The 11620-nt window shown below is 57.3% G+C and carries 8 protein-coding genes and 4 pseudogenes; 10 read left to right on the top strand and 2 right to left on the bottom strand.

Features of this window, described 5'->3' with window-relative positions; translation table 11 throughout:
* Window positions 1-33 precede the first annotated feature (33 nt).
* A pseudogene (locus tag IHQ72_RS34335) lies at window positions 34-1045 on the bottom strand (IS3 family transposase); the annotation flags it as partial.
* 189 nt (window positions 1046-1234) lie between these two features.
* Between IHQ72_RS34335 and IHQ72_RS37470 the strand changes: the two are divergent.
* From IHQ72_RS37470 to IHQ72_RS34285, 10 genes and pseudogenes are all read left to right on the top strand, one after another.
* Window positions 1235-1625: pseudogene (locus IHQ72_RS37470) on the top strand (proline/glycine betaine ABC transporter ATP-binding protein); the annotation flags it as partial.
* 527 nt (window positions 1626-2152) lie between these two features.
* Entirely contained in the window at window positions 2153-3757 is a 1605-nt protein-coding gene (locus IHQ72_RS34325) for an ABC transporter substrate-binding protein (protein WP_258120214.1), read from the top strand.
* Between the two features lie 144 nt (window positions 3758-3901).
* Window positions 3902-4918 carry a thiamine pyrophosphate-dependent dehydrogenase E1 component subunit alpha gene (locus IHQ72_RS34320; protein ID WP_258120212.1) on the top strand — a complete coding sequence of 339 codons (1017 nt, stop codon included), beginning with the start codon at window positions 3902-3904 and terminating at the stop codon, window positions 4916-4918.
* Between the two features lie 5 nt (window positions 4919-4923).
* Window positions 4924-5925 carry an alpha-ketoacid dehydrogenase subunit beta gene (locus tag IHQ72_RS34315; protein ID WP_258124035.1) on the top strand — a complete coding sequence of 334 codons (1002 nt, stop codon included), beginning with the start codon at window positions 4924-4926 and terminating at the stop codon, window positions 5923-5925.
* A gap of 21 nt (window positions 5926-5946) precedes the next feature.
* Entirely contained in the window at window positions 5947-6195 is a 249-nt protein-coding gene (locus tag IHQ72_RS34310) for a biotin/lipoyl-containing protein (RefSeq protein ID WP_258120211.1), read from the top strand.
* Window positions 6195-6890 carry a 2-oxo acid dehydrogenase subunit E2 gene (locus IHQ72_RS34305; RefSeq protein WP_258120210.1) on the top strand — a complete coding sequence of 232 codons (696 nt, stop codon included), beginning with the start codon at window positions 6195-6197 and terminating at the stop codon, window positions 6888-6890. The genes IHQ72_RS34310 and IHQ72_RS34305 overlap by 1 nt, the downstream gene beginning before the upstream one ends.
* Before the next feature lie 126 nt (window positions 6891-7016).
* On the top strand, window positions 7017-7862 hold the full coding sequence (locus IHQ72_RS34300; RefSeq protein WP_258120209.1) for an aldo/keto reductase: 846 nt from the start codon (window positions 7017-7019) through the stop codon (window positions 7860-7862).
* 200 nt (window positions 7863-8062) lie between these two features.
* Window positions 8063-8503: a nuclear transport factor 2 family protein gene (locus tag IHQ72_RS34295; RefSeq protein ID WP_258120207.1), complete on the top strand. Its 441-nt coding sequence runs from the start codon at window positions 8063-8065 to the stop codon at window positions 8501-8503.
* Between the two features lie 172 nt (window positions 8504-8675).
* Window positions 8676-9236 (top strand): annotated as a pseudogene (locus IHQ72_RS37320) (ABC transporter substrate-binding protein); the annotation flags it as partial.
* A pseudogene (locus IHQ72_RS34285) lies at window positions 9230-9891 on the top strand (IS110 family RNA-guided transposase); the annotation flags it as partial. The pseudogenes IHQ72_RS37320 and IHQ72_RS34285, both read left to right, overlap by 7 nt.
* Window positions 9892-10687: 796 nt before the next feature.
* On the opposite strand, the gene ctlX reads toward IHQ72_RS34285, so the two are convergent.
* A complete protein-coding gene (gene ctlX / locus IHQ72_RS34280; protein ID WP_258120204.1) occupies window positions 10688-11620 on the bottom strand; it encodes a citrulline utilization hydrolase CtlX in 933 nt (310 codons plus the stop codon).

Here is an 11620-nt window from a genome sequence, read left to right as displayed (position 1 = left end):
AACGACATAGACAGATGGGTGTTATGAAACAGGATTTAAGTATCTGCGCCAATCCTCTAACTTTTCAGCGGCGTCGGCAAGGGTCAGGAACCAATGGGCGTTCAGGCACTCCGCCCTGAAGCGGCCGTTGAAAGCTTCGATGTAGGCGTTGTCGGTGGGCTTTCCCGGCCTGCTGAATTCGAGCGTCACGCCTTTCGCGTAGGCCATAGGTCGAGGTCGCGGGAGACGAACGCGGAGCCTTGGTCGACGCGGATCGTCTTCGGATAGCCGATCTTCGGACAGACCTGTTCCAGTGCCTTGACCACATCCTCCGCCCGATAGCTGAACCGCGGGTCGAGCACAGGCACATAGCGGGAGAACGTGTCGACGACCGTCAGCACACGGATCTTCTTGCCCGTCGCGAGCTGATCGTGGACGAAGTCCATCGCCCAGACGTCGCTCGGGCCGACGGCTTCCTCCCGGCCTTCCCGCAGCTTCGCCTTCACACGCCGCTTCGGCGTCTTGTCCCTGAGCTGCAGGCCCAAGTCCCTGTAACTTCTTCGCTTCATGTTGATGTCCCAGCCCTCGCGCGTGAGCATCACGTGCACGCGCCGGTATCCGTAGAGGACCCGTGTGGCGCAGATGTCCTTGATCCGAGCTTCGATGCCGGCCTGATCGCGGCGGCGGGACTTGTAGTGATAGGTCGACGCGTCGAACTCCAGAACCCGGCATGCCCGCCGGATCGACACGTTCCACTCATCACACGTCTGCCCCACCAGCTCGCGTTTGCGACCAGCCCTCACAGTTTTCGGCGAATGACGTCCTGCAGCAATCTCCTTGTCTAAGGAGAGATCGGCCACCAGCTTCCTGAGCTTGCCGTTCTCGTCCTCAAGCTGCTTCAGCCGCTTCATCTCGGTCGGCAGCAGTCCGTCGTATTTCTTCTCCAGTTGAAGTACGTCGCCTGGCTGATCCCCGCCCGACGACAGATCTCCGCGACGGGGATTCCGTCCGATCCCTGCTTCAGAATGAACGCCTTCTGCGCGTCCGAGAACTTCGATGCCTTCATCGTCTTCCGCTCCTCCCAGCCAAGGGATGTTACCGCGGAAAACTCCACTTTCGAACGATCCAGTTTTCAGGGATCAGAGCAGCAGAAACGGTCGAGGCTCTAATCACCGCTGGATTGAAAGTTCAATGGCAGGTCAAGCTCGCAAACGCGGTGAGCGAGGTGGCAGGCGTCGGATCGCCGCGGATGATCTTGGCGAAGGAAATCAAGAAGACAATCGTGTTCATTACCCACCACCTCGACGAGGCTTGAGACTCGGCGATCAGATCGCGATCCTTAGTGACGGCGAGATCATCCAACAGGGCACAAGCCAGGACATCGTACTACGTCCTGCAGACGACTACATCGCCAACCTCGTCAAGGAAGTGAACCGGGGCGCGTCATTCATGTCGATGCGGTGATGACTCGCACCGGGGCATGCGGTCAACGGAGCGACGGTGACGTCTGGCATCACAGTCGAAGATGCCATCAGATTCTGGCTCGTGGTGCCGTCAAGGACCTGGTTGTGGTTGACCAGAATGGAGCGGCTGTCGGGACGGTCGATTTGCCGCGCCTAGCGTCGGCCGTGGTCACAACGCACTAAGCGATTACCTCAATGAAGGCGCCTTGGTAAGGTCAGGTAAGGCCTCTATCTCACTGGCCGAAAACGTCATTTGCTGATTCCGGATACTGCGATTGAGCGAGAGGACGTCCAGATCTTTCGCAATTGGCTGATCACACAGGTCGCAGACCTAAATCCGATCCCGCCGGCCTCGGCTGCCGAATACGTTAGGGCAACACCAGGCGGGCGCAACGAGATATCAGCTGGGCCTATCGAGCCGCTATCGCCTGATAACATTTAGTCACTGCGGTACATTACTTTTTGTTCGGTTGTTTTGTCGCGCCCGCGTCGCTAGCGTTCCTAGAACAGTAAGGGGCAACAGCCTCTTAAGCTGTGCTGAAGCCCCACAGGACAGGGAGTCTCGCCAATGTTCCGCGCCCAGCCGGGGGCAACGTTTAGGCAGGCGTCCGACGAGGATCCGATCGACAACGTCGAATTTCAGAAGAGCGCTCCATCAAGCAGATAGGGGAGGATCGTTTGCGCCAAAACCAAAAAAGGGGAACTGAACCATGACAATCTCTCGACGCCAAATCATCAAGACGGGTATCGCTGCAGGAGCGGTTTTATCGATCCCTTCCGTCCTCCGGGCGCAGACGTCACCAACCCCGAACCGGACGGTCCGGATGGTGAAAGGCGACCTCAGTGTGTTCGACCCAGTCGTTACAACGGCCAGCTATACCTGGGACCATGCCTTGGCGATTTACGATACGCTGTTCGCGGTCGACGCGAACCTTGAGCCGCATCCGCAGATGGTGGGAAAGTGGGCCGTTTCCGACGACAAGAAGACCTATACGTTCGAGCTCCGTGATGGTCTGGGGTGGCACGACGGCGCCTCCGTCACCGCGGCGGACTGTGTAGCCTCGATACGTCGCTGGGGCCAAGTGGCTCCCGGCGGACAGCTACTCATGTCGCGGACCAGGGATGTCTCGAAAAAAGATGACAGGACCTTCATAATAACACTCAAGGAACCGTTGGGAGTGGTGCTTAACGTACTAGGCTACCTAGGCCCATTCGTCATGCGTGAGAAGGACGCAAGTCTCTCTCCAACAGAGCAAGTGACCGCGAATATTGGATCCGGCCCCTTCACGTTCAATCACGCTCTTGCGAAGCCAGGTGCGAATTTCACTTACGACCGCAATGTAAGATATGTTCCACGCGACGAGCCGGCCGACGGATTGGCCGGCGGGAAGATCGTCAAGGTAGATCGTGTCATCTGGGAAGAGAGCCTATTCGCCGATCAGCACACTTCCGTCGCCGCCCTTCAAGCAGGTGAGGTTGATTTCTTGGAGTCACCGCCGGGAGATCTTCTGCCTCTCATCGAGAGCGATCCAAACTTGGAACTCGAGGTTCTGAACAGGTGGGGTGAGGACATGTTCGTGCGCATGAACTGTCTGCAAAAGCCGTTCGACAATGTGAAGGCTCGCCAAGCGATGCTACACTTGGTCGATCAGGAGGCAATGATGCGCGCCGCGTATGGCAATCCCAAATACCTCCATACTGTGACTTCGATGTTCGGAAACGATACGTCAGTATCCAATGACGAAAATACAGGATGGTTCAAGAAGGGTGGCGATCGCGAGAAGGCGACGCAATTGTTCAAGGAGGCGGGATATGCAGGCGAGAAAGTCGTCATCCTTCAGCCTACGGACTGGGCAGAGGGCAGCAATGCCTCTCAGTTTCTCGCAGCCGCATTGCGGAAGATCGGGGTCAATGCCGAGCTTGCGCCAAGCGACTGGGGCGGGGTTGTAGCCCGCCGCGCGAAAAAGGACCCCGTTGAGAACGGCGGCTGGAGTATCTTCATATCTAGCGCACCTGAGGCGAGCTCCGGTGAGCCTGTCACCTCAATCACCTTACCGATGAACGGTGAAAAAGGTTGGTACGGCTGGCCGCGGAACGACGAATATGAGGCCCTTCGACTCAAATGGGCAGATGTCGAAACGCTCAAAGAGCGCAAGGCACTCGCCCGCAAGATGCAGAGAATATGGTGGGAATATGTGCCTCAGGTTTTGGTAGGTCAAGCCATCAGCCCAATCGCGCGCCGAAAGATCCTGACGGGCCTCATCGGCATGCCGACTCAGAATCCGTTTTGGAATATGCAGAAGGCCACGGCCTAATGGCGGCCTAGATCCACGACGGAGATGATCGCCGGCATCCGCGAAAAGCTGGGCCTGAACGATCCTATGCCGGTTCAGTTCGTACATTGGGTGAGGCGGTGAGCTGCGTTTCTTTTACTTGGATATTGGAGCAACGTTTGGATCATGCAGTTGAACGGTGATCAGAGATTAGAGGCTTATCGGCGGATGCTTCGCATCCGTCGATTCGAAGAAGAGGGTATGCGCCAGTTCAAAGGTGGCAAGATCCCTGGTCCCTTCCACGCGAGCATGGGTCAGGAAGCCGCTATCGTAGGGGCATGTCTCGCCCTTCGGGACGATGACGCCATGACCGGAACGCATCGTTCGCACGGCCATCCGATTGGGAAGGGCGCCCATCTGGACGCGCTCATGGCCGAGGTGATGGGAAAGGAAGGCGGCATTTGCAAGGGGCGCGGCGGTTCGATGCACCTTGCAGACAATTCGGTCGGGATCATCAGCGAATCGGCCATCGTCGGAGGTGGCATTCCTCTTGCCACAGGATGCGCGTTCAGCGCCAGGGTGCGGGGCGTCGATCAGGTTACGCTTTGCTTCTTTGGTGATGGCGCGGTGAACCAGGGCACTTTCCATGAGAGTCTCAACATGGCATCGCTGTGGAAGCTTCCGGTCATCTACCTTTGCGAGAACAACGGCTATGCAATCACCACCTCGTTGGCGCAAAGCCACGGGCAGCCGGACATTGCTCTGCGGGCGGCGGGCTACGGCATGCCAGGGGTAACAGTTGACGGGCAGGACGTGTGCGCCGTGTATGAGGCTGCGGCACAGGCTGTCAGGCGAGCACGGGCGGGCGAGGGACCTACCCTCATAGTGGCCAATACTTATAGGTTCGATGAGCACAGTTTCGGATTGGTGATTTCGGGGGAGCCTTATCGATCAGTTGAAGAAGTCGAAGCTCACAAACGCGACCGCGATCCCATTTTGCTATATCGCACTGTACTCCTCGAAGAAGGCATAAATGAAGAGAGTCTGGGAGCAGTCGAGGATGAGGTCGCCGAAGCCGTCAAGCAGGCAGTAAAGTTTGCTTTGGCCAGCCCCATGCCTCGGCCGGAGACATTGCCTGACTACATGTTCAACTCGCCGCTTGCAGGCCAGTATAGCTCCGCGGCTGGGCTGGAGAGGAATTGATCGACATGCTAACTGATGCGCAGAAACTTGCCCCGACGCCCGGCACCCATATTCAGATGACCTATCTCGAAGCGCTCATGCAGGCGCAGATGGAGGAAATGGATCGTGATGAGCGCGTCGTCCTGATGGGAGAGGATATCTCGGTCTATGGCGGCGACAAACTTATTGAGCGATTCGGCAGGAACAGGATCTGGGACACGCCGATTTCAGAAGGCAGTTTTACTGGAATGGGAATCGGGGCTGCCATCAACGGATTGCGACCGATAGTAGACCTCGAATTTGCCAGCTTCGCCTATCTCGCCTCGGATCAGATCATTAATCAGGCCTCGAAATTGCGGTATATGACTGGAGGCCAGATCGACATTCCGATTGTGTTTCGGTGCTGTATGTTCTCGACAGGGTCCATGGCGGCGCAGCATGCCGACCGGCCCTATCCGCTTTTCATGAATGTGCCGGGCCTCAAGATCATCAGTCCAACCAGCGCAGCCGATATCAAGGGGCTTATGAAATCGGCCATTCGCGACGGCGATCCTGTGCTCGTCTTCGAAGAGAAACGCCTGTGGCCGCTCAAGGGCGATGTACCCACAGATCCGGACCATGTAATCCCGATTGGCAAAGCGGATGTGAAGCGAGAGGGAAAAGACGTAACCCTTATCGCTATCGCAGGCGCCATTCGGCCGACGATGGAAGCTGTCGACGCGCTCGCCAAGGAAGGCATTTCGGTTGAAGTAATTGACCCGCGTACGTTGAAGCCGCTCGACCATGAGGCCTTCAAAACCTCGGTCGCGAAGACCGGAAGGCTTGTAATCGTTGAGAATGGGCACCGCGTCTGTAACGTCGGAAGTGAAATCGTCGCGGTGATGGCGGAAGAAGCTTTCGATCTGCTTAAGCGACCGATCCTGCGCCTGAGCGCTCCGGACATTCACGTTCCATTCAGTCCGTCTCTCGAGAAGGATTTCTACCCGACGAAGGATCACATCGTCGCCGCCGTTCGGCGGCTACTCTAACACCTCAAAGACTCCGACACAATGGATATCAAGATGACAACCGATATTATCCTCCCCTCCAGCGGAATGGGTATCGAGGAAGCAACCATCGTTCGCTGGTTAAAAAGTATCGGAGATGAGGTCAGTGAAGGCGAAATAGTAGTCGAAGTTGAGACAGCAAAAGCCACTGTAGAAATCGAAGCGCCGGCAAGCGGTAGATTGGCGACAATCGTTGCACCGGTCGGCAAGACCGTCGAGATCAACGCTGTCATTGGAACGATTGAAGCCTGATGTGCCGCTCGTTCACCGAGATCCCACTGACGCCGTTGCGGAAAGCCATAGCCGCCCGGATGACGCAGGCAAAGCAGACGATTCCTCACTTCCGCCTTGTCGCCAACCTGGAAATTGATGCTCTTTTGCGTTGGCGGGCAGCGATCAACGACACGGATCCGACAAAAAAGACCTCGGTTAATGATTGTCTCATCAAGGCGGTTGCAGCGTCTTTGGTCGACAATCCCGCCCTAAACTGCCAGATAACGGACACTGCGATCCACCGGTTCCACAGCGCTGACATTTCGGTAGTGATCGCCCTGGAAGGCGGTCTAGCGACTCCAGTGATCCGGGGTGCCGAAGCCAAGTCGGTGGTGGAAATATCGGCAGAAGTAAAGAATTTCGCCGAGCGAGCAGGTCGCAACGCGCTGAACCTTAGTGAGATATCTGGCGGCTCGTTCAGCATATCTAATCTTGGCGGTTATGGGGTCGAACAGTTCGACGCCATCATAAACGCGCCACAGTGTGCCATTCTGGCAGTAGGGAAGGCAGAGCCGCGAGTGGTTGCAGATCGTATCGGCAAAACGAAAGTGGCAACAATGCTGACCTGCACGCTTTCAGTTGACCATCGCGCGGTCGATGGAGTCGAAGCGAGCAAATTCCTGCATGGCTTACGGGACGTCATTTTAGATCCAGACAGATTGGAACGAGCTTGAGCCGCTCATTTCGGTTCGGCGCGCGTTGCAGGGCTGCTTGATTAGCTTCAAGAAGAGGGCGCCAAGCTCCGGTGCACCTTTGTTGATAGGGAAAGCCGCGGCACGGGGCAAAGAAGTGAGGGTCTTATGCATAATGTCATGGTGAACGGCGCGGCGATCCCGGTAATCGGGCTTGGGACGTGGACACTCCAGGGCGAAGTGTGCTCGGAGTTGGTCGCGCATGCACTCTCGCTCGGCTACCGCCATCTCGATACCGCAGCCTACTATGAGAACGAGAGCGCGGTGGGCGAGGGAGTGCGATTTTCCGGCATACCGCGCGACGACGTCTTCGTCACAACCAAGGTTCGGGCTGCCGATATTACACCGGGAGAGCTGGAGCGATCTGCCGAGAAGAGCTTGACGCGCCTTGGGCTCGAAACGGTCGACCTGCTGCTGATTCACTGGCCGAATCCCGCCATTCCGCTGGCGGGGCCTATCAAGGCGCTGAACGCAGTTATCGATTCCGGCATGGCGCGGCACATCGGCGTGTCAAACTTCCCCACTGGGATGCTTGCGGAGGCGGTGCGCCTGTCAGATGCCCCGCTTGTGGCCAACCAGGTCGAATATCATCCCTATATCGATCAGACCAAGGTCCATGCCACCTGCCGCGCGGCCGGCATGGCGATGGTTGCCTATTGCCCGCTCGCCCGAGGCGGTGCCTTGTTCGAGGAGGCGGCGATCGGGGACGCCGCCAAGCGGCACGGCAAAAGCGCAGCGCAGATCGTGCTCCGATGGCTAGTGCAGCAGGAAGGTGTGGTCGCCATTCCGCGCGCCGAGCGCAAGGAATGGCTGGCGGAAAACATCGACCTGTTCGATTTCAAGCTTTCCGGCGAAGAGATGGCAGCGATCTCGCGACTACGGTTACGTAACTTTCGTATCCACGATTTCGGCTCGCCGCAATGCGACTCGCTACAATGGGATACGCCTGCCTAGCAGCCTGTCGGGCTCGGGGATCGTGGTCGAGACCCGCATTGCCCCATTAAGATGGCGAGCGCCGAGGCTGGGGCCTTGGGTGGTGCATCCAAATTTGCTCATTGCCGTACCAGTAGCGGCAAAGAGCGCGGCACTGATTCAGGGCTTCCAGTTGATGAACGTAAGCCTAACCATAATCACCACCATAAGGAGACAATTTGATGACAGAAGCAGAGAACAAGGCCCTCGTGCTGAGGTACTTCAGCGGAGAGAGGGAATTCGTGGACGAAGACTGCCGCTTTTTTCTTTCGGGAGACATGCCCTGCTCTGGATGGATGACAAAGCGCGAGAAGGATGTTTTGAGCCCATCCATCCTGGAGACAGTTGGACCGTGGACAACAACAATCGGTGATATGGTCGCCGAGGGCGACCGTGTCTGGGTCGAGTGGGAGAGCAACGCGAACCTGACCAACGGAAAGCGTTACAACAACTGTTACGTTTACATGTTCAAGTTCCGTGACGGAAAGATCGTCGAGTTCAAGATCTTCATCGACTCCCTGCACATGTATCGCGTGCTGGATGCGCCGGAGGTACGTGGAGAGCCCGGTGATCGCCAGAGTCCCCTCACGAACGTTACCGAGCGCTTTGTGTTTCCCAATTAGGCTGACGCCGATGATGCAGGCAATTCGCACTTCCCGCTGGTAGCCAACCTCCAAGTTGATGATCTCTTGAGTTGGCGAGCAGGGATCAACGGGGTTGATTGCAGAAGAATGCTCCATCAAGCAGATAGGCGCGGATCGTTTTGCCCAAAAAACAAAAAGGGGAACTTGAAGCATGACAATCTCTCGACGCGAAATCCTCAAGGCGGTTTGGCCGCCGGAACGGCTCTATCGTTCCCTTCGGTCCTGCGGGCGCAGACAGCGTCAGCCGGCGCACGGATGCTGCACAAGGTCAAGTCGAGTGACCTGCGTGTGTTCGATCCGATCTGGACGGCGACGAACATCACCGCCGACCACGGCGCGGCGATCTACGAGACACTGTTCTCGTTCGATTCGAAGTTCATGTCGCAGCCGCAAATGGTGGGGAACTGGGCCGTCTCCGACGACAAGAAGACCTATACGTTCGAGCTGCGGGACGGCCTGGGCTGGCACGACGGCAGTCCCGTCACCGCCGCGCGGACTGCGTCGCCTCGCTCCGTCGCTGGGCCCAAGTGGCCCCCGGCGGACAGCTGATCATGGCGCGCCAGCGACCTCTCGAAGAAGGACGACAAAACCTTCACGATTGCCGCTTAAGGAGCCGTTAGGGCTTTTGATCAATATCCTCGCGGACACTGCAACGCCGTGCCTGTTCATCATGCGCGAGAAGGACGCGAATCGCCCCGCAACCGAACAGGTGAGAAGCGCCGGGCGCTGCTAAACCGCGCGCAAGTTGCTGCAGGAAAAGGCGATTGCCATTGAGAACGATATCCGCTGGCTATTGCGCAATTTTGGGCTCAAGGTCGGCAAGGTCAAAGCCGTCAAGTTCGAGGCGCGCATCCGCGAACTCATCGAAGGCATGCCCGAACTGGCCGAGGTCATCGAATCGCTACTCGACGCACGCAGCAAGCTACGCCAGCACTTTGACGCTCTTCATCGCAAGGTTCAGGCGATCGTCCGGGATGACAAGGTTTGCCGCCGGCTGATGACGATTCCAGGGGTGGGCCCAGTTGTGGCCCTGGCCTATACCGCGACGATCGACATCCCGGCCCGCTTCCGCAACTCGAAAGCGGTCGGACCGATCTTGGGGTTGACGCCGGTGCTCAATGAGTCGGGTGAAAGCCGACGGGTCGGCCGGATCTCATTATGCGGCGACACCATAATGCGAACGCTGCTCTATGAAGCCGCGCAGGCCCTGCTGACAACGTGAAAAAATGGTCATGGTTGAAAGTCTGGGCGATGAACGTCGCCACGTCGCCAAGCGGCGCGACCGGCTAAAAGCGATTGTCGCACTGGCAAGGCGGCTAGCAGTAATCATGCATCGTATCTGGAGCGACGGTACACAGTTCCGATGAACCAGGAAGGAAATCATGCCAGTTGCGGGCTGATTGGTCCGTAAGCCAAGAATAAGCCAAGAAGGAGATAACAAAGTTCCACTTGCCGGTGGAAAGATGTCCTTCGCGGGACGATGGATGAGGGTGGGTTCGCTGATCAAGCAGTACCGATCGCATCGCCGCGATCAGGACGCATAAGAGATTGTTCCACCTCATTCCTCTGACCCCATGGAGGGTAGGGCCTGAGCGCCGATCCCGGAGAGAAGCAAGACCCCGCGAAAGACGTCAGATGCCGGCAAAGCGGAAAGCTCGAAAACGCTTGACCTCAACCCGCCGAATAGAGAACCAACCGTCGTCTCAAGGCCCATCCCGTCTCCGTGCTGCCCTCATCAATGGCAAACAAAACCCGTGGCAAAAGGCATAGGGCCAAAAGGTCATCCATCATTCTTGACCACGTCGCTAGCGGTCACGGCGACTGCACTGCGCTCGTGGCATGGGCTAGCTTATCACCTGGAGTCAAATTGCGTGTGGGTCCAACTGGCAAGCCTAAGGGGGTGGTTCGTCGGTCGGATCCCCTCTATTTATCTGCAATATGAGCCGCCTCTCGGCGGCCGCCATTCGCCGAGATGAGTTGATGGGAGCACGTGTTTCCTGAAGGGACTTGACATGCGGGCGAAATGACGTTGCAAGACGATACTGCGAATCCGCCACTGGCTTGCGCTCAAGCACCAACCGTGCCGTATCCTGGCACACAACCAGCAAACGCCGGAGATTTCTCATTGCGTAGCTGATATCGTCGGTGACAGGAGGTCTTCTGCTAGTTTCGTGGCGGAAGATGCACGCCCGCAATTGTGCATCGTACAGAACCGCCCGCCCGCTCCACGGTAGGAACTGACAGCGGCAACAGTTTCGCGCTCTCGCCGATGATGTCAATTTGTTCCGGCGTCAATGACAAGAGTGCGGTGGTCGACAGCGCCAGGATGCGCCCGTTTTCGCCTTGCAGCTCAATCACATTGCCTGCGAAATTCTCAATCTGGGCGTTGGTAAGCCCGATTACTCGGCGACCGGTCCGTTCCAAACGATTGACGATTTCGCGCCGTCTAACTGAGTTAGTAATCATGTCGAGCCCGATCATGGCGAAATCGGTCGCGACGCACATCAGCACGTTCGTATGGTAAATATCCGCCCCCCTTGGGTCTTTCGCCGAAAAGAGCATGGGCTCAAAGCTAAATTGGCTGCAGAACCTCTGAAGCACGACCGGATTCGTCCGCTCGGATCTTACCGCATATGCGACACGGTGGATATGATCGAGCACCATCGCACCAGTACCTTCCAAGAACAGCCCGTCCGGCTCGAGGCCAGAATAGTCGATTACCACTTGCACTCTATAGCACCTCTTGAGCATCTGGATAACGTCACTCCGGCGCTCACGCCGGCGGCTTAGAGCCCTCATCGGATAGATAGCCACATAGCCGCCGGGGTGGGTTGAAAACCAGTTGTTCGGAAACACTGAATCCGGAGTGTCGCTGCCTTCGTCCTCGAACAAATGCACCGCGACACCCTCCTCTTGAAGGAGTGCAGCGGCGCGGGTGATCTCCGCGTACGCAAGCGGCGACAGATCACTCGCATCACGTTCCGCTACCTGAAATCGGTTGTCGGCCGCGGTTTCGTCATTGACCGTGAAATGATGCGGACGGATCATAACCACGGCTGAAGGAGCCTGAATCGAGAAATTTGAAGATTGTGCCAT

It is taken from the genome of Mesorhizobium onobrychidis, assembly GCF_024707545.1.
Lineage (GTDB): Bacteria > Pseudomonadota > Alphaproteobacteria > Rhizobiales > Rhizobiaceae > Mesorhizobium > Mesorhizobium onobrychidis.
The sequence above is the reverse complement of the archived record's forward strand: the minus strand, read 5'-3'. Positions and strand labels throughout refer to the sequence as shown.

Bases quoted from the DNA above. Each gene is read 5' to 3' on its own strand.
- IHQ72_RS34325 (WP_258120214.1), top strand. From the start codon at position 2,153: ATGACAATCTCTCGACGCCAAATCATCAAGACGGGTATCGCTGCAGGA.
- IHQ72_RS34320 (WP_258120212.1), top strand. From the start codon at position 3,902: ATGCAGTTGAACGGTGATCAGAGATTAGAGGCTTATCGGCGGATGCTT.
- IHQ72_RS34315 (WP_258124035.1), top strand. From the start codon at position 4,924: ATGCTAACTGATGCGCAGAAACTTGCCCCGACGCCCGGCACCCATATT.
- IHQ72_RS34310 (WP_258120211.1), top strand. From the start codon at position 5,947: ATGGATATCAAGATGACAACCGATATTATCCTCCCCTCCAGCGGAATG.
- IHQ72_RS34305 (WP_258120210.1), top strand. From the start codon at position 6,195: ATGTGCCGCTCGTTCACCGAGATCCCACTGACGCCGTTGCGGAAAGCC.
- IHQ72_RS34300 (WP_258120209.1), top strand. From the start codon at position 7,017: ATGCATAATGTCATGGTGAACGGCGCGGCGATCCCGGTAATCGGGCTT.
- IHQ72_RS34295 (WP_258120207.1), top strand. From the start codon at position 8,063: ATGACAGAAGCAGAGAACAAGGCCCTCGTGCTGAGGTACTTCAGCGGA.
- ctlX (WP_258120204.1), bottom strand. From the start codon at position 11,620: ATGGCACAATCTTCAAATTTCTCGATTCAGGCTCCTTCAGCCGTGGTT.